Source organism: Streptomyces venezuelae (assembly GCF_008642335.1).
Taxonomy (GTDB): domain Bacteria; phylum Actinomycetota; class Actinomycetes; order Streptomycetales; family Streptomycetaceae; genus Streptomyces; species Streptomyces venezuelae_F.
In genome coordinates this window covers 4,285,141-4,306,316 of sequence record NZ_CP029191.1, presented here as the reverse complement: position 1 = coordinate 4,306,316, position 21,176 = coordinate 4,285,141, and the positions used below count along the sequence as shown (strand labels likewise).

Below are 21,176 nucleotides of genomic sequence, written 5' to 3'. Positions count from 1 at the left end.
CACGCCCGCGTACTCGGCGCGCAGAGTAGGAAACGTTCGTACTCCTCGCGGCAAGACCCAGGGAAGGGAAGCCTCGTGAAGGCACGTCATCTCCTCATGTCCGCAGTGGCGACGGCCGCCGTGCTCACGGTGGCGGGAGCGCCGTCGGCGCAGGCCGCGCCGGATCCCGCCGACTGGAACTCCGGGGCTCCCTCGCCCGCCTGGGCGGGGGAGTCCTTCTCGTTCGGCAAGGACTCGATGCGGCACACCGTGACCACTTCCGGGTTCCGCGCGGACGGCACCGCCTACTTCGTCAAGAAGGAGATCCGTTTCTCGCCGGACGGAATCTCTTTCACCAATATCTCCTCGCACTCCTGAAATCGGATCTCCTGCACGGCATTCGGTAGGTGTTATGCCGTGACCTCACCTTGACGAACGGCGTTAGGAATTACGCGGCTGTGTGTAGGCAGCCGCTCTATCCGAGTCAAAGGAGAACGTGATGTCTCGCATCGCGAAGGCAGCCGCTGTCACCCTCAGCACCGGAGCCGTCGTCATCGCCGGTGCCGGCATGGCCATGGCGGACGCCGGCGCGCAGGGCGCCGCGGTCGGTTCCCCGGGCGTCGTCTCGGGCAACCTGCTCCAGGCCCCGATCAACATCCCGGTGAACGTGTGCGGCAACACCGTCGACGTCATCGGCCTGCTGAACCCGACCTTCGGCAACAAGTGCGCCAACCCGGGTGGCGGCCACCACAACGGGGGCCACCACGGCGGCGGTCACCACGGCGGCGCCGGTTACGGCAACTGACCCGAACCCGACGAAGCCCCCGGTGCGCGTTCCACCGGGGGCTTCGTGCTACTCCCCGTACGCGTAGAGCCCCCGGTGACCGAGGAGTTCGTCAGGGCTCGCGTCCCACGGCGGCATCGGCTCGTGGCGGGCGACGATGCGCCGGTACTGCGGCCGGCCGGGCTCGGGCGGCCGCTCCGGGAGGTAGCGCGGGGAGCGGGGGTGGCGGCGCTGCCACCGGTCCCACAGCAGGTCGACGAAGGCGTGGTTGAGCCAGAAGACCGGGTCGTTCACGGAGGCGCCGCCCAGCATGTGCCCGCCGACCCAGCGGTGGACGCGGTTGTGGTTGCGCCAGCGTTCCGTGCCCCGCGCCGACGTCCAGCCCTCCAGCTTGTTGCGGAAGCCCCCGGGCGAGGTGGAGTCCCAGGGCTCCACGTCGTAGCGGGGGTCGTCCATGGCCCATGCCACGTCCCGCGCCGTGGGCAGGTCGATGGGGTCATGGGGGCGGCCGAGGTCACGGGTGAGGAACTCGCCGTCGGTGACGTCCTCCTTGATCGGCCAGTGCCCGCTCCGGTGCGCGAAGGGACCGGTCATGACCTGCCGGTCGCCCCGGCGTCCGTTGCCGCCCATCAGGTCGGCGCCCCAGAGCGTGCCGCCGCGCCCGCGGTCCTTCGTCCAGTCCCAGTAGGGAACGGTGACGGCGGGGTCCACGCGCCGCAGGGCCCGCTCGAACTCCAGGAGGAAGCGGCGGTGCCAGGGGAAGAACGAGGGCGTCATGTGGGCGACGCGGAGCCGGTCGTCGCCGTCCGACACGTAGAAGTCGATGTGCATGCGGACGAATTCGTCGTACTCGCCCCGGCGTTTCAGCTTCAGCACCGCGTCGACGAAGCGGCGCCGCTCCGCCCGGCTGAGGCCGCTCTGGTTCCTGCGTACGTGGGCCATGACCGCCCCCTCAGTGGACGCGGCCGCTGAGGGCGCGGAGGGGGCCGAGCTCATCGACGGCTCCTTGCGCGGCCGCGAGCGGCGTCGCGTACGACTGGTAGTGGTCCACCATGCTCAGGTAGCTGCCGTCCGCGCGGCGCATGAGGCCGAGCTGCCGCCCGTCGACGGTGATCCGCCAGCCTCCGGAGGCGTGGCCGCCCTGGTGGGCCGTGGGTTCGCCCTGGATGCGCCGCCCGCGGTACGTCTCGTCGAACGGTGCGTCGCCGGGCGGGTCCGGCGGCGGCGCGTCCGGTACGGCGCGGGCGATGCCCGCCGCGGCCAGGCATGCCGTGGCCGCGGTTCCGATGAGGTGGCGGCGGGTCATGCGGTCGAGGAACGGGGAGCCCATGGCGTCCTTTCGTCGACGGGTCCTGTCAGCCGGTCCAGAAGTCCCACCAGCGCGTCAGGATGAGCATTCCGATGACGCCCATGTGCAGGGCGGGAAAGACCCACGTGAATTCACCGAGTGCGGTGCGCAGCCATCGGGGTGCGGGCAGGAATCGGGACCGTACGTTATGTGCTGTCACGTACCAGAACATGAGTGTCGTGGCGGCCCAGGCGAGACAGCACCACAGGCAGAGGGAATTGATCCGGTAGAGGGACTGGAATTGCAGCCAGCCGCAGAACGCGACGCCGAATGCGGTGCCCGCGTTGAAGGTGAGCCAGTACCAGCGGGGAAAGCGCGCACCGCCGATCAGTCCGGCGCCGACGCAGATGACGACCGCGTAGGCGACGAGCCCCAGCATCGGGTTGGGGAATCCGAAGGCCGCGGCCTGCTCGCTCCGCATGATGTTGCCGCAGGCGACCACGGGGTTGAGGCTGCACCCGGGGACGTAGTCCGGGTCCTTCATCAGGTGGAGCTTGTCGAGGGTGATCACCCAGGCGGCCAGGAGCCCCGCCGCGCCGGTGCCCGCCAAGAGCAGGCCGAGCCACCGGCCTGCGGCGGGGGCGCCGGGGCCGGCGGGCGCGGGGCGCGCCGCACCGGGCTCGCCGACGGCTTGGAGCGGTACCCGGTGCGGCAGGTCGGTGGTGCGGCTCATCGGCGCAGGCTACGGGCGGGCAGCAGGCAATGCGCCGCGCTCAGCATGGTCTCCTCGGCCCCTGCGAACTCGCTGAGGCGCTCCTCGGAGACGGGCTCGCCCGGCTTGGCGTCCGGCCACGCGCGCGTGGTGGCCATGAAGTAGGCGTGGCCGCGCTTCTTCACAGCGGCGAGCCACTCCGGCGGCACCACGCACTGGGCGTTCAGCTGGGGCATGCTCACGACGGCGTTCTCGCCCTCGACGAGGAGGCTGACCGGCAGGGAGGGGTTGCGCGCGCCGTCGATGAGGGGGCCGCCGACGGGCAGCCCGGCCTCGTCGAGGAGGTGGCGCATCGCTTCGGCGGTGGACTCGGGGCCGCCCTCGGTGTCGCCGAGGGAGTACGCCAGCAGGAAAGGCATGTCCTTTTCGTCGTCGGGGTGTTCACCGCTCCAGGCGAGAACAGCCACGGTTCCCAGATCAGTTACTTGGAAGGGGCGCTGTTCGCTGGAAGTTGAGGTCATGAGGGGAACCGTATAGACGTGGGCGTACGGGTCCGGGCCCGTTGTCACCCGTGTGGCCCAGCGCGGAAACGCCATCACACGATGGGGTCACCCGGTCGGCCGCGGAGCTGACGGCCGTACTCACACGGCATGCGGACATGCCGAAGGGCCGGTCCGTGGAAGAGGTGACCGGCCCTTGCGCGGACATGAAGCGCGTTTTAGTGGCCGATGGGAAGGCCGCCGAGGAGCTCGGTGGGACCGCCCGCGGAGTTGATGCTGTCCGTGGTGTCCGTGACCGTGCTGACGACCGAGTCCTTGTTCTCGGTGTCGAGCATGTTCGTGCTCACCGGCTTGGTGTCGAGCAGGTGCGGGGTCTGGCCCGCAATGGTCTCGAGGCCACCGTTCAGGCTGGTGGGTGCCAGGTCAGCGGCGAACGCGGGGGCGGCGGAGCCGGCCACGGCGATCGAACCGGCGAGAACTGCAGCAGCCTTCAGGGCCTTCATCATGTTCCTTTCTTTGGCGACGCGCGCCGCCTTTTGGAGCACCGTTCAGGCATGGAGCGCCTGTTGTCTCTTACCCCGGGACTAACGAGCGCGAGACGGTACGGAAACCCCTGGCCCCGAAACTTCACCGATCCCACTCGGATAAAGAATGCAAATCAGAGCGCGGGTGTCTTCGGCAGTGCGGGCGTCTCGGGCAGCGCCGGGGCGGGCAGGCCGCCGCCCGTGATCGAGGCGACGAGGAAGTTGACGACGCCGGTGAGGATCGTGGGGACCTGCGCGGCGACGGCCTTGATGTCGCCCGCGGTGGCGGCCTTGAGGAGGGCGTCCACCGCCTTCTGCAGCGCCGCCACGGCGTCGGCCTTGGGGTCGAGCGGCGCCTTGTCGGCACGGGCCGCGACGCCGGTGACCGTCTTCGGGACCGCCTCCGTGGCCGTCTTCGGGACCGCCTCCGTGGCGCCCTTGGCCGGCGGCTTGGCCGCCGCTTCCAGGGCCTTCTTCAGCGCTTCGGTGTGCTTCTTGACGTCTTCGGGGGAGAGCTTGTTGCCCGGCGCCTTCAGCACGGCGGTCAGCAGCTCGCTGACGGCTTTCAGGACACCCTCGATGTTGATCAGCTGCTGGACCTGGGCCAGCGGGTCCGGCGCCGCGGGCGCGCGCGGGGCGGTCCGGGCCTGGTCGCGGGAGGCGTCGCCGACGGAGGCGAGGGCCGGTCCTGCCGTGCCGAGGAGCAGCGCCGCGCACAGGGTGGTGGTCGCGAGGCGCCGTACAGGCAGAGCGCGCATGGTGTGTCCCTTTCGGTGATGCATCAGATCGTGTGATCACCGTGAAAGCGCCGCACGCGGTCCGCAACCGAGCGGCTGCGGAACGTATCGGCGGTTCGTGGTTCATGTGAGCATCTGCGCAGGTGGGACAGGGATCTGACGGTCGGTCGGCCGTTCGGGGGCGCGCACTCCATTCGGGGCACCGCCCGTCATACCGGCCGTCCGGCGCGCACCGCGCCGAAACGCGGAACGGCCGCCCCCGCTTCCGCGGGGACGGCCGCTCTGAACCGACGGTGCGTCAGTCGTTGACGCACGTGTTGCCGAACGCCGGGTTCAGCAGACCGATGACGTTGATGCTGTTGCCGCACACGTTGACGGGGACGTGGACCGGCACCTGCGCGTTGTTGCCCGAGATCACGCCGGGGGAGTTGGTGGCAGCGCCCTGCGAGCCGGCGTCGGCGGCGGCGACGCCCGCGGTGCCGGCCACGGCGGCGGCGGCGACAGCGGACAGGGCAAGAGCCTTGGTGGTACGGGACATGGAGTGCTGCTCCTTGGTGATGATGCGACGTACGGGCGGGCTGCCCGTCTGGAGGGATCAACTGCCGACGTCGGTGCCGAGTTGTGCGCCCAGACGGGTGATGCGCGCCGGCAACCGCCCGTGACGGGCCTTCACCAATCCGACACACGCCCGGAGGTCGGCCGAGCCTCCCGCGTCAACGGCTACAGTTGCGCTTCCCTTTAGGGCATTCCACTTATATGCCCTCAGGTAAGTGCAAAGAGGGTGAATCGCCCTTATCTCCGCTGTGGTTCAGAGTTCACACACTCGGAAGGCCAACGCCGTCATGCGTCACTCCCTGGGCCTGCGTCGCATGTTCGTCATCCCTCTCGCACTGGCCGCGTGCCTCGCCGCGACCGGGACCGGCTCGGCCGCCCCGCCCGGCGACGGCGACAGGAGCGGCGAGAAGAGCACCGAGAGGACGCGCATCGATTTCGCGCAGCGCTACAGAGCGGTGCAGCACGGCGGGATCGTCCGGGCCGCCAACTCTGCGATCACCTGCCGCCGCGCGGTGGACCGTACGGCGGAGTCCTGCGCCCGTACGCGGGGCGGCCGTCCGGGGGCGAACGACGACTTCGACATGTTCTACGTCGACGTCGACGACGACCCGAACACCTACAACTCCAGTACGGGCGAGGTCCGTCTGCCCCCGCACTCCCGCGTCTCCTACGCGCGGCTGTACTGGGGCGGCAACCTCCGGGTCGGCGAACAGAAACCTCCCAAGGACAACGGACGGGTGCTGATCGCCGAGCCCGGCGGCCATTACAAACCGGTCATCGCCGACACCCCGGTCGGCCACCGCGTCACCGACGGCGCCGACGCCTTCCAGGCCTCCGCCGACGTCACCCCGCTCGTCCGCTCGGCGGGCGGCGGTGCGTACACCGTGGCGCAGGTCAACGTCGCCAAGGGGCACTCCAAGGCCGGTGCCTGGGGCGGCTGGACGCTGGCGGTGGCGTACGAGAACGCCGCCGAACCCCTGCGCGCCCTCGCCGTGTACGACGGCTTCGACGCGACCGGCGAGCACGGCACCCGGCACGCGGTGCGGCTGCGCGGCGTGCCGGGCGGCACGGCGGGCACCGTCGGCGTGGTGGCGTACGACGGCGACCGCGGGCGGCGCGGCGACACCGTCGCCGTCTCGTCCGGACCCACCGGCCCCGTGCCGCTGACGGACGCCGCCAACCCCGCCGGTGACGCGCTCAACTCGACCATCAGCGAGCCGGGCGCCCCGGCCCGCAGGAACCCCGCCCACCCGAACACCCTCGGCTACGACTCCGACGTCTTCCCGCTGGCCGCGGGCCACGGACGGCGCGGAGATCTGACGGTCCACCTCGCCTCGCGGGACCCGGCGTGGGTCGGCGTGGTCTTCGCGGCCGTCGCCGCGAAGCGCTAGGGCAGCCCCCTGGCACCCGTCGCCCCGCTCCGCTTCCGCGGTGCCCGCACCGACTCGAAGGAGACGCGCATGCCTCTGCCTTCAGCACCCCGCCCCCCACGGGTCCTGCACGTCAGCCAGCCCGTGGAGGGCGGCGTGGCACGGGTCGTCGTCGACCTGGCCGCCGCGCAGGCCGCCACCGGCACCGACGTGCACGTGGCCTGCCCCCCGGACGGTTTCCTGCCCGGCGCGCTGCGCGCCCTCGGCCCCGGCGTCCGCGTCCACCCCTGGACGGCGTCCCGCTCCCCCGGCCGCGGCCTGCCGGGCGAGGTGCGAGAGCTGCGGCGCGTCATCGACGACGTGGGGCCCGGCCTCGTCCACGCCCACAGCGCCAAGGCCGGGCTCGCCGCACGTCTCGCCCTGCGCGGCGGCATCCCCACGGTGTTCCAGCCGCACGCCTGGTCCTTCGAGGCGGTCGGCGGCCCCACCGGGTTCCTCGCCCGCCTGTGGGAGCGCCGGGCCGCGCGGTGGGCGGCCCGCATCGTCTGCGTCAGCGAGGCGGAGTGGGTGACCGGACGCCGCGCCGGCATCTCGGGTTCGTACCAGGTGATCCCCAACGGTGTGGACACCGACCGGTTCGCGCCCACCGGGCAGGACCCCACGCACGTCCCGCTGGTGGTGTGCGTCGGCAGGCTCTGCCGCCAGAAGGGACAGGACGTCCTCCTGCGCGCCTGGCCCGCGGTGGCCGCGCAGGTGCCCGACGCCCGCCTCGTCCTGGTCGGTGAGGGACCCGACGACGCCCGGCTGCGGGAGCGGGCCGGGCCGCGGGTCGCCTTCGCGGGCGCGGCGGCCGACGCCGCGCCCTGGTACCGGGCGGCCGACGTGGTCGTCCTGCCGTCCCGCTGGGAGGGCATGGCACTGGCCCCGCTCGAAGCCATGGCCTGCGGCCGTCCGGTCGTCGTCACCGACGTGGACGGGGCGCGGGAGAGCCTGCCGCCGTCCCACCGCCCGCACTCCCTCGTACCGCCGGAGGACCCCGGCGCCCTCGCCCGGGCGCTGGTCGCCCTGCTGCGGGACGGGCGGCTGCGGGACGAACTGGGGCGGCGGGGCCGCGAGCACGTACTGGACCACCACGACGCACGGCGCGCCGCGGCCGCGGTCGACGCGGTGTACGGCGAGCTTCTGGGCACGGCGCCCACCGAGTACAGGGAGTGCAGCACGACGTGAGTGCGGAACGGACCGTTGCTTCCTCATCGGCTCAGTCACGGCAGGACACCCAGGCCCCGCCCGGCACCTTCGTCGTCGCGCCACGCGAAGCGACGGCCCTGCGCGGCGGCGCGACGGCGCGGCTCCCGGCCCGGCAACGGCGCTCGGCCGCCGCCTTGGTGGCCGTCGACTGCGCCGCCGCCCTGGCCGCCCTGCTGCCGCTCGACGACCCCCTCCGGCAGGCCGTCCTCGCCCCGCTCCTCGTGCTCGCCATACTGGCCCTGAACGTGCAGGGCCGCCTGTACGAGTACGCCGCGCTGCCCGACACGCTCGGCCAGTTGCCGTCGCTCGCCGGGCGGACCGTGCTCGCCTGGTCGGTCACCGCGGTCCTCGCGACCGCACTGCCCGCCGTCGGGCCGCTCGCCCCGCGCACGCTGCTCGCCATGGCGGCGGTCCAGTGCCTGCTCAGCCTCTGCGGGCGCGCCCTCGTCCACCGGCACCGGCGGGCCGCCACCGTGCGCAGGCCCCGGCCGGTCCTCGTCCTCGGGCCGAGCGGCCAGGCCCGCGGGGTGGCGGCCGCGCTGCTGCGGCGCCCCGGCTGCGGCATGCGCCCCGTGGGCATCGTCGGCGAGACCGCCGACGCCCCGCAGGACGAGGAGGACGACGCCGAGACGCAGGGCGGGCCCGAACTGCCCGTTCTCTGCACGGAGGACGAACTGCACCGTGCGGTGATCCAGAACGACGTCGGCGCGGTGCTGCTCGTCGCCGGACACGGTCCCGGGCCCGGCCCCGCCCGATGGCTGCCGGTCCTGCACGGCCTGGGCTGCGACCTGTGGGAGATCGAGGCGCACCGTGCGGTCCCTGTGCCCGCGCCGGACGGACCCCGGCAGTACGTGGCCGGGTTCGCGTGCCGCCCCCTGACGTCCGCCGCGACCCGCGGGACCGGCGTCGGCAAGCGGCTCCTGGACATCGCGGTCTCCGGAGTGCTGCTGCTCGCGGCGGCGCCGGTCCTCGCGACCTGCGCGCTGGTCCTGCGGACCGTCGAGGGACCCGGCGTGATCTTCCGCCAGGAGCGGGTCGGCAAGGACGGGCGGCTGTTCACCCTCCTCAAGTTCCGCACCCACCGGCCCGCCGACCCGCAGGAGGCGGCGACCCGGTGGAGCGTCGCCGACGAGCACCGGATGAGCGCGTTCTGCCGGTTCCTGCGCGGCACCTCGCTCGACGAGCTGCCCCAGCTGTGGAACGTGCTGCGCGGCGACATGAGCCTGGTCGGGCCGCGCCCCGAACGGCCCTTCTTCGTCACGCAGTTCAGCCAGACCTATCCGGACTACGCCCACCGGCACCGCATGCCCACCGGCATCACGGGCCTGGCCCAGATCCACGGGCTGCGCGGCGACACCTCCATCGAGGACCGGTGCCGCTTCGACAACGCCTACATCGACAGCTGGTCGTTCTGGCAGGACCTGTGCATCCTGCTGCGCACCCTCGGCTGCCTCGTCCGCCGCACCGGGAGCTGACCACGGTGACCCACGCCCCGTCCACCGCCGTCCCGTTCGGGGCGCGCCTGCAGGACCTTCGCGACGCCCTGCCGCCCTGGCTGCGGCGGAGCGCCCCGGTGCTTCCCGTGGTGCTCATGGTCGCGCTGCTCGCCCTGCCGGCGCCCGCCGAGGGCGCGTCGTCCGGCGGGGGCGGCACGGGCGGCGCGGCCGACGCGGTGTCCGCCCTCGTCGTCGGCTGCTGTGTCGTCCGTGCCGTGCGGTCCCGGCAGCGGCCGCTGACCCGCACCGCCGCGGTCCTCCTCGGCCTTCCGGTCGTCGGCATCACCGCGGCGGCGTTCGGTGCCTCCTCCGCCGCGACCGGCGTCGCCGGCGCCGCCCGCTACCTGCAGATCTTCGTGCTCGTACCGGCCGCCGTCCTGATGCTGATCCGCGACGCCCACCACTTCCGCCTCCTCGCCTGGTCGTTCGTCGGGCTCGGGCTGTGGCAGGGCGTCATCGGCGTACACCAGAACCTCACCGGCACCGGCGCCTCGTACATGGGCGAGGACATCCGCGCGGTCGGCACGTTCGGCTCCACGGACGTGATGGGGATGGCCACCGTCGTGTCGTACGGCCTGGTCTGCGCGCTGGCGCTGGCCTTCCGGCCGCACGCACCGCGCCGGCGGACGGCGGCCGTCGTGTGCGCGGGCCTCCTGACCGTGCCGCTCGCCCTGTCCTTCAGCCGCGGCGCGTGGATCGCCACCACCGCGGCCTGCACCGTGGTGCTCGTGCTGGCCGGGGTGCGCCGTGCGGGCAAGGTGTTACTCGTCGCGGCCGCCGCCGCCGTCGTCCTGGTCGCCGGATTCGGCGTCGGCTCGGCGATGCTCCAGGAACGCCTCAGCAGCATCACCCAGGTCACGGACACGCCCGACCAGTCGGTGACCGACCGCTACACGATGTGGGCGGCCTCCGCCGACATGTGGCGCGAGCACCCGGTGACCGGCGTCGGTCTGAAGGGGTTCCCCGACCACCGCGACAGCCACGCCTCGCTCGCCCTGTCCTCCGGCAGCGACACGGCGGGCGCGGGCAGCGGCTTCGTGCGCCAGCCGCTGCTGTCCCCGCACAACATGTACCTGCTGGTCCTCAGCGAGCAGGGCCTGGTCGGGCTCGGCACGCTGGCCGGTGCCTGGGCGGCGCTCCTGGTGTGCGCGGTGCGCCGGTGGACGGGGCAGCGCGCGGGGCGGGACGGGACGGGAGGGGCGCACGGGACGGGCGGGCCGCGGCTCGACTGCGCGCTGGTGGCGTGCGGGCTGCTGGTCTGGCAGCTCATCGACTTCGTGTACGCCGACATCGGCGGGCCCTCCACCGTCCTGACGGCGATCGCCTTCGGGATGGCCGCCTGGTGGGCGGTCGGCGCCCACGACCTGCCCCCCGCGGCCTCGCACGGAGAGGCGGGCGCGCGATGACGACCGTGCCGCAGGAGGTGGCCCCCGACCCGGACGCGCCGCCCACCGCCGGGACCACCGCGACCGCCACGACCGCCGCGCCCCCGCCGCGGGAGCCCGCCGAGAAGACGGGCGGCTCGTTCCTCGCCAAGGCCGCGCTGGTCACCGCCGCGCTGTCCGTCGCCGGATCGCTCCTCGGGCTCGTCCGCGACCAGGCCCTCGCGCACTTCTTCGGCGCCGGGACCGACACCGACGCCTTCCTCGTCGCGTGGACGCTCCCCGAGCTGGCGGCGACGCTGCTCATCGAGGACGGCCTCGCCTTCTTCCTCGTGCCCGCGTTCAGCCTGGCCCTCGCGCGCCGCGCGGACGGCCCGCCCCTCGACCCGGTCCGCGAGTTCGTCCGGGCCTCGCTGCCCCGCATGACCCTGTGGTTCGTCGGAACCGCCGTCCTGCTCATCGCGGCCGCCCCCTACCTGGTCGCGGTCCTCGCCCCCGGCCTGCCCGACCCGCGGCTCGCCGTCGACTGCACCCGGCTGACCGCCACCTGCGCGCTGACCTTCGGCCTCACCGGCTACTGCAGCGCCGCGCTCCGCGCCCACCAGCGGTTCGTCGCGCCCGCCACGGTCTACGTCGCCTACAACGCGGCCATCATCGCCGCCCTGTTCGCGCTCGCGGCGCCGCTGGGGGTGCGGGCCGCGGCGGCCGGTGTGGCGGTGGGCGGGGTGCTGATGGTCGCCGTACAGGCGCCCTCGCTGTGGCGGCAGCTGCGGCGGCCGTACCGTCCCGGGCCGAATGCCGCCGCCCCTTCGGCGGGCCCCTCGGACAGGACACTCCAGACCGCGATCATCTGGACCGTCCTGCTGTTCGCGCTGTGCCGCCAGTCGCAGGTCCTCATCGAGCGGTTCCTCGCCTCGTCGCTGCCCGCCGGGGCCATCTCGCACCTGAACTACGCGCAGAAGGTCGCGCAGATGCCGATGGTCCTCTCGCTCATGATCTGCACGGTCACCTTCCCCGTGGTGGCGCGGGCGCTCGCCAAGGGCGAGACGGAGCGGGCCCGCAAGCGCGTCGAGCGGGACATCGTCCTGGCGGGCTGCGTCGTGCTCCTCGGCGCGGCCGCGGTCGTCGCCGCCGCGCCCCCGCTCATCGAACTGCTCTTCCAGCGCGGCGCCTTCACCGCCAGGGACACCGCCGCCACCGCGTCCGTCATGCGCGTCTACGCCTTCGGCCTGCTCGGCCACACGCTGGTCGGCGCGCTGGCCCGCGCGCACTTCTCCGTCGCCCGCACCACGTGGATCCCGCTCTACGCGATGTCCGTCGGCGTCGTCGCCACCGCCGGGATCGGCTTCCTGACCGTCGGCACGTGGGGCGTCCACGGGATCGCCGCCGCCAACGCGACCGGCATCTGCGTCACCGCGCTCCTCCTGCTGCGCGGCATGGGCCCGCGCACCGTGCCGATCAGGACGCGGGCCCTCGCCGGACAGCTGGGCCGTCTCGTGGTGGCCGCCGCAGGCGCGGCACTGCTCGGTGCCGTCTGCGCGCAGCGGGTGGCACACCCCGCCCTCGCGGTCCTCGCGAGCTTCACCGTCGTGACCGTCTCCTTCGTGCTCATCGGGCTGCTCCTGAGGGCGCAGCCCTGGCCGTCCGCCCTTCGCACCGTCAGCAGAAAGCTGCGCCATGTCCGTTGACCTCACTCCGCCCGCGCCGTCCGGCACGGAGCCGTTCCTGCGGCTGCGGCCGCCCCGCACCCCGGCGTGGGTGGCGATGTACCACTCCGTCGCGGACCCGTCCGACGATCCGTACGGGATCACCGTCTCCCCGGAGCGGCTCGGCGCGCAGCTGCGCTGGATGCGGCGCCAAGGGCTGCGCGGCGTCTCGATGAAGTACCTCCTGGAGGCGTGCGCGCAGGGCCAGGAGCACAACCTGGTGGGCCTCACCTTCGACGACGGGTACCGCGACTTCACCGAGCACGCGCTGCCGCTCCTCCAGCAGTACGACTGCACCGCCACCGTCTTCGTCCTGCCGGGCCGCCTCGACGGTGACAACGCCTGGGACCCGCTCGGCCCGCGCAAGCCGCTGCTGGGCGCCGACGGCATCCGGCACATCGCCGAGTGCGGCATGGAGATCGCCTCGCACGGGCTGACGCACGTCGACCTGACCGCCGCCGACGACCGCGTCCTGCGCCGCGAGGTCGCCGGCAGCCGGGCCGCGCTGCACGACCTGACCGGCACCGAGGCGCAGGGCTTCTGCTACCCCTACGGCACCGTCGACGAGCGCGTCGCGACCGCCGTCCGCGAGGCCGGATACCGGTACGCCTGCGCCATCGCCCCCGGCGCCCTCACCGGCCCGTACGCCCTCCCCCGCGTCCACATCGGGCAGGACGATACCGCGTGGCGGCTGCGCCTGAAGCTGCGCACCAACCGGCTGCGGCGCCGCGTCCTCGCCCGCGCGGCGGTGACGACCGCATGAGGGTCCTGCACATCATCACCGGGCTCGGCGTGGGCGGCGCGGAGCAGCAGCTGCGCCTGATGCTGCGCCACCTGCCGACGGACTCCGACGTCGTCGCGCTGACCAACGCGGGCACCGTCGCGCAGGGCATCGCGGCCGACGGGATCCGCGTCACCGACCTGGGCATGTCCGGCAACCGTGACGTGGCGGCGCTGCCGCGGCTCGTCAGGATCATCCGCGCGGGCCGCTACGACGTGGTGCACACGCACCTCTACCGCGCCTGCCTGTACGGGCGCATCGCGGCGCGGCTGGCGGGGGTGCGCGCGGTGGTGGCCACCGAACACTCCCTGGGCGACTCGCAGATGGAGGGCAGGCCGCTGACCGCGGGGGTCCGCGCCCTGTATCTGGCCGGGGAACGGCTCGGCCGGGTGACGGTCGCGGTCTCGCCCGCCGTGGGGGCGCGGCTGCACCGGTGGGGCGTGCCGCGGCAGCGGATCCGGGTGGTGCCGAACGGCATCGAGGTGGAGCGCTTCCGCTTCGACCCGGCGAGCCGGGCGCGCACCCGGCAGCACCTCAGGCTGCCCGACGGGGCGTTCGTCGTCGGCGGCGTCGGGCGGCTCGCCGCGGGCAAGCGCTTCGACGTGCTGCTGCGGGCCGCCGCACAGCTGCCGGACGACGTCGTCGTCGTCCTTGTGGGGAGCGGCCCCGAGGAGCCGGAGCTCCGCCGACTCGCGCACCGGCTCGGGATCGACGGGCGGGTGCGGTTCGTCGGCGAGTCCACGCACGAGGACAGCGGCGCGGTCACCGGCGACGACGCGCCGGACCTGCCCTCGCTCCTGTCCGCCATGGACGCGCTGGCCTCCCCCTCGCCCGAGGAGGCCTTCGGTCTGGCCCTGGTGGAGGGCCTGGCCAGCGGCCTTCCGGTGCTGTACGCCTCCTGCCCGGCCGTCGAGGGCCTCGACGCGGCGGACCGGTCCGGCGCCGCGTACTGCCCGAGCGATCCGGACTCCTTCGCGCGGGCCCTGCACGGCCTGCGCGGCGACGTCCCGCCGCACCGCGAGGCACCGGCCGCGGTGCGGCACTACAGCATCAGCCGAAGCGCCGGCCAACTGATGGACGTATACGCGTCAGTTGCGCCCGGCCCGACCCTGGAGGTGACCCCTCGATGAGCGACTCCGTGAACGAGCGCCCGCGCACCCTCGCCCTGCGGGCCCGTGCCGCGCGGCTCCCCCGCTGGTCGGCGCTGCCGGCCTGCGCGGTCCTCGGCGCCCTGGCCGGTGCCGGGTACGGCGCGCTGCAGACGCCGCAGTACACGGCGACGAGTTACGTCGTCGCGGTCCCGCAGGAGAAGGGCGACCCGGCGACGGCCCTCGGCTTCGCGCAGGCGTACGGCCGGGTCGCCACGCAGCTCGCCGTGCTGGGCGACGCGCAGGTGGCGGCGGGCATGTCGGCGACGGAGCTGCAGGACAAGGTGAAGGTCGCCACGTCGCCCGACGCCCCGATGATCGCGGTCTCGGCGACCACCGACAAGCCGGAGTCCGCCGCGATCACCGCCAACGCGGTGGCACGGTCGCTGTCCACCAGCGCCAACCACTCCAAGGACAGCACGCGGATCAAGCTGATCCCGTTCTCGCGCGCCCTGCCGCCCAACGACCCCGCGTCGCTCTCCACCGGCGTGACGACCCTCGTCGGCGGGTGTGCGGGCGGGCTGCTCGGCGGCCTCGCGCTCCTGGTGCGCCCGCGCGCCCGTACGGAGGCGGTGGCGGGCCCTTCCGTGCCGGGACCCGCGTCCGCGCTGGTGCGGAGCGCCCCGTGAGTACGGCGGCGCGCACGGAGCCGCGCACCGCACCCGACACCCGACCGGCGGCCGAACTCTGCGTGGACGAGGACGAGTTCGACGCCCTCGCCGAGCCGTGGGGCCGCCTCCACCGGTCGTGCGGGGCGGCGACGCCGTTCCAGAGCCACGCCTGGCTGTCGTCCTGGTGGCAGTCGTACGGCAGCCCGGGGCGGCTGCGCGTCCTGCTGGTCCGCGACGGCGCCCGCCTCATCGCCGCGGCGCCGCTGATGCGGGTGGACCGGCCGCTGCCCGCCCTCAAGCCGCTGGGCGGCGCGATCTCCGACTTCACGGACGTCCTGGTGGACGACGCGTGCCGGGAGGAGGGCACGGAGGCGCTCCTGTCCGGCCTGTACGCGCTGGCCAGGACCGCGCTGATCGACTTCGGTGAGGTCAGGCCGGGAGCCTGCGTGGAGGGGCTGTACGCGCGCTGGCCGGGACCGCGCCGCACCCTCGCGGGCTCCCCCTGCCTCGAACTTCCCGCGCTGCCCATGGACGGCCTGCTCAAGCGGCTGCCGACGCCGCGGGCCCAGCGCACCCGCGCCAAGATGCGCAAGCTCTCGGCGCTGGGCGTGGAGAGCCGTGTCGTGCCCGCCGACGAGGTGGAGAACTCGGTGCGCACGCTGCTGCGCCTGCACCAGCTCCAGTGGCAGGGCCGCAAGGTGACATCGGAGCACCTCCAGCCGCGGTTCCATGAACACCTGCTGCGCTCGATGCGGCCGATGGTCGCGGCGGGCGAGGCGGTGGTCACCGAGTTCAGCCTGGACGGCGAGGTGATGGCGGCGGACCTGACGCTGCTCTCGCGCACGCTGGCGGGCGGCTACCTGTACGGGGCGCACCCCCGGCTCAGGGAGCGGAAGGTCGATGTCGCGACGATGCTGCTCGACGCGTGCACCCGGCACACCGGCGGCGAACATCCGCGCGCGCTGAGCCTGCTGCGCGGCGACGAGCCGTACAAGCACCACTGGCGCCCCGAACCGGTCGCCAACCAGCGGCTCCTGCTTGCCCGCAGGCGCACCGCGCCGCTGGCGTGCGCGGTGGCGTGGGGCGTGGCGGGCCGCCAGTGGGCGAAGCGGCGGCTGCGCGAGCGCGAGGAGCGGCGGAGCGGCGGAACCGGGCGCGGTGGCGGAGCCTCGACGTGACGGCTCGCACCACCGCGGTCCCGCGAGGGGTCAGGACTTCGTCGGGTCCCCGGTCTTCTGGTCCTCGGTCTTCTGGTCCCCGGTCTTCTGGTAGTCCTTCCACCAGTCGAACCGCAGGCACAGCTTGCCGCCCAGCCACTTCTCGACCCACTCGCCGAATTCCACCGGCGAACAGTTCGGCGGATTCACGGGATTGGTCGGCTCGGTCGGTACCGTGTCGCGGCCCGAGAGGATCTTGCGGTAGATCTCCGCGGACTCCGGATTCTGCTTGCACTGCCACACGCCGTGCGGGCAGTAGTCGGTGACCGTGTTGTACAGCGGCTTCTTCTCCTTCATCCATTCCAGCATGCGGCGCATGTATTCCTCGTTGTCGCCGTTGCGGAACAGACCCCATTCCGGATATGAGATGGGCTTCTTGTGATCCGCCGCGAAGTCCACGTGGTGCTGGAGTCCATAGGGCTCCTTCACCTGCTCGTCGAATGACATTCCGCGGGGCTGGTCGTACGAGTCCATGCCGATGATGTCGACCGTGTCGTCACCGGGATAGCAATTCGTCCACGGAACGGCGTCCCGGCCCCTGCTCGGCGTGAAGTCGAACTTGAACTTCTGCCCCGGCACCGAACGCATCGTGGTGACGATCCTGTTCCAGTACTTCTTCCAGGACTCCGGGTCCGGACCGCAGCGATGGGTGTAGGTCGTGCCGTTCATCTCCCAGCCGAGCACGACCACCGTGTCCGGCACGCCCAGGTCGACCAGGCGCTTGGCGAGGACCCGGAAGTGCTCGTCGAAGGCGCCGGTCGCGCCCCTCCTCAGCTGCCCGGCGACCTCGGTGTCGCCGACGCCGTCCTCGTTGCGTTCGAGCATCGGCACGTTGAGCACGAAGATCCTGTCGTCCTTCGCCTTGCGCCACTCGGCCCATTTCTCCAGGAAGTTCGGGGCGCCCTCGATATTGCTCCAGAGGTCACCCGGGAGGTACGTATGACCGACCCGCAGTTCGGCCCCGCCGAGCCACCGGCTGAGTTCGGTCATCCGCTCGACCCCGCGGGGACCGTAATCGAGATAGGCGCCGAAGGCGGGGGCCGCGGAAGCGCCCCCGGGTGGTTCACCGTCACGTTCCGCATCCGCCGTATGCCCCGGCACCGTGGCCAGCGCGAGCGACGAAACGATTCCCGCGGCGATGAATGCGACACGTCCACGGCGCCGAAGCCGTTGTGGGGTGTGTGGTGCCATGTTCGCTCCTCTTTCACTGACACTCCGTCATATGTATTTCTATTACGCCAATCGTGCTTCTAATCCTGTGTTCCACCACATCGCCCGCATGGGCGATCGACAATCGAGGGTGACGTTGCAGCCTCTGGACACACGCATTCCTGCGGTCCTGTTGCGGATCGACAGGAATCCCTTTCACCACGGGACGCTGGGCGCCGTACGCTCGCTGGGGCGGGCCGGCGTCGAGGTCCACCTGGTCGCCGACGACCGGCGCAGCCCCGTACAGCGCTCCCGCTACCTCCACCGGATGCACGCGCCCCCCATGCCGGGCGCGTCGCTCGCCGAGGTCGCCGCCGTGCTGCGCCGGGTCTCGCGCCGCCTGTCCGGGCCCGCCGTGCTGATCCCCCTGGACGACGCGAGCGCGCTCGCCGTCAGCGCCCTGTACGAGGAGCTCACCGACTGCTTCCTGCTGCCCCGCACGGCGGGCAACGTCGCCGAGCGCGTCGCCGACAAGGCGACCCTCGCGCAGCTCTGCGCCCAGGCGGGCGTGGCCCACCCCACGACGCTGGCCCCGGAGTCCGCCACGGAGGCCGCGGGCGCCGTCGACCGCCTCGGGTCCCCCGCCGTCGCGAAGTGGAGCCGCCCCTGGCTGCTGCCCCGCGACACCGGCCTGCGCAGCACCACCGTGATCGCCTCCCCGCGCGAGGCCTCCGAGCTGTTCGAGCGCCGCGCCGAGGCGGGCAGCCGCCTGCTCCTCCAGGCCTTCGTGCCCGGCGCCCGCGACGCGGACTGGTTCGTCCACGGCTGCGCGGGCCGCGACGGTGTCGTACGCGGCGGGGGCACGGGCCGCAAGCACCGCTCCTGGCCACGCTCGGCGGGCCTCACGGTGAGCGGCGAGTGGGCCGAGAACCCCGCCCTGTGGTCCGCCGCCACCCAGGTCGTCGCCGCCCTGGAGTACCGCGGGATCTTCGACCTGGACTTCCGCAGGGACCCCGTGACCGGCGACTTCCACCTGATCGACTTCAACCCGCGGCCCGGCGCCCAGTTCCGCCTCTTCGCCGACGGCACGGACACGGACGTCGTACGCGCCCTGCACCTCGACCTGACCCACCGCCCCGCCCCGGCCCCCGCCGCCCTGCCGGGCCGCACGTTCCTGGTCGAGAACTACGCCCCGCTGGCCGCCCTGCGCGCCCTCGCCCGCCCCGGCCCCCGCCCGTCCCCCGGCGGCGAGCTCGCCTGGCACGCCGACGACGACCCGGCGCCGGGTGCCGCCCTGCGCCGCCTGTGGCGCCGCCACGTGCTGCGCCGGCTCGGCGCCGCCCTGCGCCACCGCACCCACAAGCTCCTGACGTCCCTGTCGATCAGGGCGCGGCAGCACGCGCCCGCCGTACTCCCCGGCACGCCCAACAGAGAGCGAGCAGTCACCGATGCATGACCTGCTGATTGTCGGAGCGGGCCCCTACGGCCTCTCGGTCGCCTCGCACGCCGCGGCGGCCGGCCTGGACGTACGGATCTTCGGCAGGCCCATGGCGTCCTGGCGGGACCACATGCCGCGCGGCATGTTCCTGAAGTCGGAGCCGTGGGCGTCCGACCTGTCCGACCCCGCGGGCCGCTTCGGCCTGGCCGCGTACTGCGCCCGCGAGAACCTGCCCGCCGAGCACGGCAGACCCCTCCCCATCGAGCACTTCGCGTCCTACGGCCTCTGGTTCGCCGAGCAGGCGTCCCCGCCCGTCGACGAACGCCTCATCGCCTCCGTGCGGGCCGTCCCCGACGGCTACGAGGCACGGACCGAGGACGGCGAGCTCCACCACGCGCGGGCGGTCGCCCTCGCCGTGGGCGTACTGCCCTTCACCGAGATCCCCCGCGCCGTCCGCGGCCTCGGCGCCGAGCACGTCTCGCACAGCAGCCACCACGCCGACCTCGCGGGCTTCCGCGACCGGGACGTGACGGTGCTCGGCGCCGGGCAGGCCGCCCTGGAGACCGCCGCGCTCCTGGCCGAGCAGGGCACCCGGGTGCGGATCCTCGCCCGGTCGCCGCGCGTGGAATGGAACACCGTGCCGCCCGCCTGGCAGCGGCCGTGGTGGGAGTCGCTGCGGGCCCCGCACACCGGCCTCGGCTGCGGCTGGCGCAACAAGTTCTACGCCGACACCCCCGGCCTCTTCCGGCTGCTCCCCGAACCGGCCCGCGCCCGCGTCGCCGCCGACGCGCTGGGCCCGGCCGGGGCGTGGTGGATCAGGGACCGCGTCGAACCGCGCGTCGAGGTGCGCGTCGGCCACCGGGTCGCGACGGCCGAGGCCGTCGGCGGCCGCGTCCGGGTCAACACCGTCGCCGCCGGCGGCGGAGGCCTGAGCTTCGCGACCGACCACGTCATCGCCGCCACCGGCTTCCGCGCCACGACCGACCGCATCGGCGTCCTGCCCCCGGAGCTCCGCGGCGCCCTGCGCTCCCTCTCCGACGGCACGCCCTACGTCAGCGACCGCTTCGAAAGCTCGCGGCCCGGCCTCTTCCTCGCGGGCCTGACGACCGCGTCGAGCTTCGGCCCCGCCATGCGCTTCGTGTACGGGGCCGCGTTCACCGCCGAACGTCTGGTGCGGGGCGTCGAACGGCACGTACGGCGCGGACGTCGCACGACCCTGCCGGTCCAGTCGTACGACGAGCACGCGCCGAGGACGGCGGCGGCCGCACGCTGAACGGGTGGCACCGGGACGCGCGGGGGCGTGGCGGTCCGGTGCCCAACTCCGTTGCCTCTAGCCTCGGTTCAGGTGACGCGCCGACGCCACCGGGCTCGGCTTCCGTGTCCGTGATCGCTCCACCGAAGCCGAGCCACCAAAGCGGCTCTCTTATGAGTGACACCGCGGGCGAATGGGTGAATGGCTCTTCCCGCGCGGGCCGTGCGGTGATGCACTTAATGCGCTTCATGGGACAGGCCAGGTCGCTTTCCGCCAGCCGTCGGCTCCTATGCCGTGGGACAGCGACATTCAAAGAGGCAGGTCTCTACCTCCCTTGCGCCGGCAGGGAAGCAATTCCGTCTGCTTCCCTGCCGGCGTATTGCCGTTCCCGGCCCCCCGTAATTCCCGGTCAGCGCCGGGGAGATGCCATTCCCCGCCGGTACAGGATCGCGCCGCCGAGCAGCATGGCCGCGCTGACTCCCGCCGCGCCGAGCAGCCTGTCGTCCGCGCCGGTCGCCGCGAGCAGGTCGCCGGGGGCCGATGTGCCGTGGGCCGACGCTGCGTGGACCGGCCGTGCGGCCCGGTCGCCGTGCGGCGTGTGGCCCGACGTGGTGGACGAGGACACGTCGGAGTGCCTGGGGGCGCCGGGGTGGCCCGGGGGCATCGCCCGGGGGTGCGTGTCGCGCCCCTCCGGGGTGTGTCCGGCCGGGGGGACGGTGCCGGACGGAGGTTGCTGGTGGTGCTGGGGCCGACCGGGCCGGTCGGGGTGGTGCGGGGTGCCGGTGCCGACGCCGCCTTCGGCGTTGCAGCCGTTGCCCATGACGGGAGAGAGACCGGCCACCACGTCGGCGGTGTTGCCGCAGGCGTGCACCGGCACGTCGGCGGGCGCCTTCGCGTTGTTGCCCGCGCCCACACCGGGCGAGTGGGCCGCGTCACCGACGGCGGAGGAGCCGGCGGAGTCCGTGGAGCGGGCGGAGTCGCCGTAGCCGGAGCGCGACGCCTCGGGCCCGGAATGCGAAGGACCGGCGTGTGAATGGCCGGGATGCGCGGGGGAAGAGGAACCGCACGAGTTGCCGAAGGCCGGGTTGCCGGCCCCCACGCCGTTCGCACTGTTGCCGCAGACGTTCACCGGCACCTCCACCGGCGCCTGCACGTTGTTGCCCGACAAAAAGCCTGGCGAATCCGCTGCCTGTCCGCTCGCCCCACCGGCCGCGAACGCGGAGGCGCCGGACAGGGACAGGATGCTCGTGGCCGCCGCGGCGGAGAGCATTCCTTTGCTGAGGGCCTGTCGCAATCTAT

The 21,176-nt window shown here is 73.4% G+C and carries 22 protein-coding genes; 13 read left to right on the top strand and 9 right to left on the bottom strand.

Annotated features, from left to right (window positions below):
* The first annotated feature begins 75 nt into the window (after positions 1-75).
* Both DEJ49_RS19495 and DEJ49_RS19490 read left to right on the top strand, forming a co-directional pair.
* Entirely contained in the window at positions 76-357 is a 282-nt protein-coding gene (locus DEJ49_RS19495; protein WP_150185310.1) for a hypothetical protein, read from the top strand.
* 121 nt (positions 358-478) lie between these two features.
* Positions 479-784, top strand: a complete 306-nt coding sequence (locus DEJ49_RS19490; RefSeq protein ID WP_150185309.1) for a chaplin — start codon at positions 479-481, stop codon at positions 782-784.
* A 48-nt stretch (positions 785-832) separates the two neighbouring features.
* Here the strand turns inward: DEJ49_RS19490 and DEJ49_RS19485 are convergent, their stop codons facing one another.
* From DEJ49_RS19485 to DEJ49_RS19455, 7 genes are all read right to left on the bottom strand, one after another.
* Positions 833-1,705, bottom strand: a complete 873-nt coding sequence (locus DEJ49_RS19485; protein ID WP_150188337.1) for a tyrosinase family protein — start codon at positions 1,703-1,705, stop codon at positions 833-835.
* Between the two features lie 10 nt (positions 1,706-1,715).
* Positions 1,716-2,093 (bottom strand): tyrosinase cofactor, encoded by a 378-nt coding sequence (locus DEJ49_RS19480; RefSeq protein ID WP_150185308.1) that lies wholly within the window; start codon positions 2,091-2,093, stop codon positions 1,716-1,718.
* Positions 2,094-2,118: 25 nt separating this feature from the next.
* Positions 2,119-2,784 carry a vitamin K epoxide reductase family protein gene (locus tag DEJ49_RS19475; protein WP_150185307.1) on the bottom strand — a complete coding sequence of 222 codons (666 nt, stop codon included), beginning with the start codon at positions 2,782-2,784 and terminating at the stop codon, positions 2,119-2,121.
* A complete protein-coding gene (locus DEJ49_RS19470; RefSeq protein ID WP_150185306.1) occupies positions 2,781-3,284 on the bottom strand; it encodes a DUF5949 family protein in 504 nt (167 codons plus the stop codon). The genes DEJ49_RS19475 and DEJ49_RS19470 overlap by 4 nt, the downstream gene beginning before the upstream one ends.
* A gap of 197 nt (positions 3,285-3,481) precedes the next feature.
* Positions 3,482-3,766: a hypothetical protein gene (locus DEJ49_RS19465; RefSeq protein ID WP_150188336.1), complete on the bottom strand. Its 285-nt coding sequence runs from the start codon at positions 3,764-3,766 to the stop codon at positions 3,482-3,484.
* Positions 3,767-3,921: 155 nt separating this feature from the next.
* The gene (locus tag DEJ49_RS19460) at positions 3,922-4,545 is read right to left on the bottom strand and encodes a hypothetical protein (RefSeq protein WP_150185305.1); all 624 of its coding nucleotides are present in this window, start codon (positions 4,543-4,545) and stop codon (positions 3,922-3,924) included.
* A gap of 277 nt (positions 4,546-4,822) precedes the next feature.
* Positions 4,823-5,062: a chaplin gene (locus DEJ49_RS19455; protein ID WP_150185304.1), complete on the bottom strand. Its 240-nt coding sequence runs from the start codon at positions 5,060-5,062 to the stop codon at positions 4,823-4,825.
* A gap of 304 nt (positions 5,063-5,366) precedes the next feature.
* On the opposite strand from DEJ49_RS19455, the gene DEJ49_RS19450 reads away from it, so the two are divergent.
* The 9 genes from DEJ49_RS19450 (at position 5,367) to DEJ49_RS19410 (ending at position 15,999) form a co-directional block, all read left to right on the top strand.
* The gene (locus DEJ49_RS19450; RefSeq protein ID WP_150185303.1) at positions 5,367-6,470 is read left to right on the top strand and encodes a DUF3344 domain-containing protein; all 1,104 of its coding nucleotides are present in this window, start codon (positions 5,367-5,369) and stop codon (positions 6,468-6,470) included.
* A gap of 69 nt (positions 6,471-6,539) precedes the next feature.
* The gene (locus tag DEJ49_RS19445) at positions 6,540-7,676 is read left to right on the top strand and encodes a glycosyltransferase (RefSeq protein WP_150185302.1); all 1,137 of its coding nucleotides are present in this window, start codon (positions 6,540-6,542) and stop codon (positions 7,674-7,676) included.
* The gene (locus tag DEJ49_RS19440) at positions 7,673-9,172 is read left to right on the top strand and encodes an exopolysaccharide biosynthesis polyprenyl glycosylphosphotransferase (RefSeq protein ID WP_150185301.1); all 1,500 of its coding nucleotides are present in this window, start codon (positions 7,673-7,675) and stop codon (positions 9,170-9,172) included. The genes DEJ49_RS19445 and DEJ49_RS19440 overlap by 4 nt, the downstream gene beginning before the upstream one ends.
* A gap of 116 nt (positions 9,173-9,288) precedes the next feature.
* Positions 9,289-10,599 (top strand): O-antigen ligase family protein, encoded by a 1,311-nt coding sequence (locus tag DEJ49_RS19435; protein ID WP_150188334.1) that lies wholly within the window; start codon positions 9,289-9,291, stop codon positions 10,597-10,599.
* Positions 10,596-12,263: a murein biosynthesis integral membrane protein MurJ gene (gene murJ / locus DEJ49_RS19430; RefSeq protein WP_150185300.1), complete on the top strand. Its 1,668-nt coding sequence runs from the start codon at positions 10,596-10,598 to the stop codon at positions 12,261-12,263. Before DEJ49_RS19435 ends, murJ begins: the two co-directional genes overlap by 4 nt.
* Positions 12,253-13,044 carry a polysaccharide deacetylase family protein gene (locus DEJ49_RS19425; RefSeq protein ID WP_411757177.1) on the top strand — a complete coding sequence of 264 codons (792 nt, stop codon included), beginning with the start codon at positions 12,253-12,255 and terminating at the stop codon, positions 13,042-13,044. The genes murJ and DEJ49_RS19425 overlap by 11 nt, the downstream gene beginning before the upstream one ends.
* Positions 13,041-14,192, top strand: a complete 1,152-nt coding sequence (locus tag DEJ49_RS19420; RefSeq protein ID WP_150185299.1) for a glycosyltransferase — start codon at positions 13,041-13,043, stop codon at positions 14,190-14,192. The genes DEJ49_RS19425 and DEJ49_RS19420 overlap by 4 nt, the downstream gene beginning before the upstream one ends.
* Positions 14,189-14,839: a lipopolysaccharide biosynthesis protein gene (locus DEJ49_RS19415; RefSeq protein WP_150185298.1), complete on the top strand. Its 651-nt coding sequence runs from the start codon at positions 14,189-14,191 to the stop codon at positions 14,837-14,839. Before DEJ49_RS19420 ends, DEJ49_RS19415 begins: the two co-directional genes overlap by 4 nt.
* Positions 14,836-15,999, top strand: a complete 1,164-nt coding sequence (locus tag DEJ49_RS19410; protein ID WP_190329693.1) for a GNAT family N-acetyltransferase — start codon at positions 14,836-14,838, stop codon at positions 15,997-15,999. Before DEJ49_RS19415 ends, DEJ49_RS19410 begins: the two co-directional genes overlap by 4 nt.
* A gap of 30 nt (positions 16,000-16,029) precedes the next feature.
* On the opposite strand, the gene DEJ49_RS19405 is transcribed toward DEJ49_RS19410, so the two are convergent.
* The gene (locus tag DEJ49_RS19405) at positions 16,030-17,229 is read right to left on the bottom strand and encodes a glycoside hydrolase family 26 protein (RefSeq protein ID WP_150185296.1); all 1,200 of its coding nucleotides are present in this window, start codon (positions 17,227-17,229) and stop codon (positions 16,030-16,032) included.
* A 115-nt stretch (positions 17,230-17,344) separates the two neighbouring features.
* Here DEJ49_RS19405 and DEJ49_RS19400 point away from each other — a divergent pair, with 115 nt between their 5' ends.
* On the top strand, positions 17,345-18,643 hold the full coding sequence (locus DEJ49_RS19400) for an ATP-grasp domain-containing protein (RefSeq protein WP_150188333.1): 1,299 nt from the start codon (positions 17,345-17,347) through the stop codon (positions 18,641-18,643).
* On the top strand, positions 18,636-19,898 hold the full coding sequence (locus DEJ49_RS19395) for an NAD(P)-binding domain-containing protein (protein ID WP_150185295.1): 1,263 nt from the start codon (positions 18,636-18,638) through the stop codon (positions 19,896-19,898). The genes DEJ49_RS19400 and DEJ49_RS19395 overlap by 8 nt, the downstream gene beginning before the upstream one ends.
* A 388-nt stretch (positions 19,899-20,286) precedes the next feature.
* On the opposite strand, the gene DEJ49_RS36875 is transcribed toward DEJ49_RS19395, so the two are convergent.
* Entirely contained in the window at positions 20,287-21,171 is an 885-nt protein-coding gene (locus tag DEJ49_RS36875) for a chaplin (protein ID WP_223832898.1), read from the bottom strand.
* Between the last annotated feature and the right edge of the window lie 5 nt (positions 21,172-21,176).

Excerpts from the sequence above, each read along its gene's own strand:
- DEJ49_RS19490 (WP_150185309.1), top strand. The coding sequence starts at position 479 with ATGTCTCGCATCGCGAAGGCAGCCGCTGTCACCCTCAGCACCGGAGCC.
- DEJ49_RS19485 (WP_150188337.1), bottom strand. The coding sequence starts at position 1,705 with ATGGCCCACGTACGCAGGAACCAGAGCGGCCTCAGCCGGGCGGAGCGG.
- DEJ49_RS19480 (WP_150185308.1), bottom strand. The coding sequence starts at position 2,093 with ATGGGCTCCCCGTTCCTCGACCGCATGACCCGCCGCCACCTCATCGGA.
- DEJ49_RS19475 (WP_150185307.1), bottom strand. The coding sequence starts at position 2,784 with ATGAGCCGCACCACCGACCTGCCGCACCGGGTACCGCTCCAAGCCGTC.
- DEJ49_RS19470 (WP_150185306.1), bottom strand. The coding sequence starts at position 3,284 with ATGACCTCAACTTCCAGCGAACAGCGCCCCTTCCAAGTAACTGATCTG.
- DEJ49_RS19465 (WP_150188336.1), bottom strand. The coding sequence starts at position 3,766 with ATGAAGGCCCTGAAGGCTGCTGCAGTTCTCGCCGGTTCGATCGCCGTG.
- DEJ49_RS19460 (WP_150185305.1), bottom strand. The coding sequence starts at position 4,545 with ATGCGCGCTCTGCCTGTACGGCGCCTCGCGACCACCACCCTGTGCGCG.
- DEJ49_RS19455 (WP_150185304.1), bottom strand. The coding sequence starts at position 5,062 with ATGTCCCGTACCACCAAGGCTCTTGCCCTGTCCGCTGTCGCCGCCGCC.
- DEJ49_RS19450 (WP_150185303.1), top strand. The coding sequence starts at position 5,367 with ATGCGTCACTCCCTGGGCCTGCGTCGCATGTTCGTCATCCCTCTCGCA.
- DEJ49_RS19445 (WP_150185302.1), top strand. The coding sequence starts at position 6,540 with ATGCCTCTGCCTTCAGCACCCCGCCCCCCACGGGTCCTGCACGTCAGC.
- DEJ49_RS19435 (WP_150188334.1), top strand. The coding sequence starts at position 9,289 with ATGGTCGCGCTGCTCGCCCTGCCGGCGCCCGCCGAGGGCGCGTCGTCC.
- murJ (WP_150185300.1), top strand. The coding sequence starts at position 10,596 with ATGACGACCGTGCCGCAGGAGGTGGCCCCCGACCCGGACGCGCCGCCC.
- DEJ49_RS19425 (WP_411757177.1), top strand. The coding sequence starts at position 12,253 with ATGTCCGTTGACCTCACTCCGCCCGCGCCGTCCGGCACGGAGCCGTTC.
- DEJ49_RS19420 (WP_150185299.1), top strand. The coding sequence starts at position 13,041 with ATGAGGGTCCTGCACATCATCACCGGGCTCGGCGTGGGCGGCGCGGAG.
- DEJ49_RS19415 (WP_150185298.1), top strand. The coding sequence starts at position 14,189 with ATGAGCGACTCCGTGAACGAGCGCCCGCGCACCCTCGCCCTGCGGGCC.
- DEJ49_RS19405 (WP_150185296.1), bottom strand. The coding sequence starts at position 17,229 with ATGGCACCACACACCCCACAACGGCTTCGGCGCCGTGGACGTGTCGCA.
- DEJ49_RS19395 (WP_150185295.1), top strand. The coding sequence starts at position 18,636 with ATGCATGACCTGCTGATTGTCGGAGCGGGCCCCTACGGCCTCTCGGTC.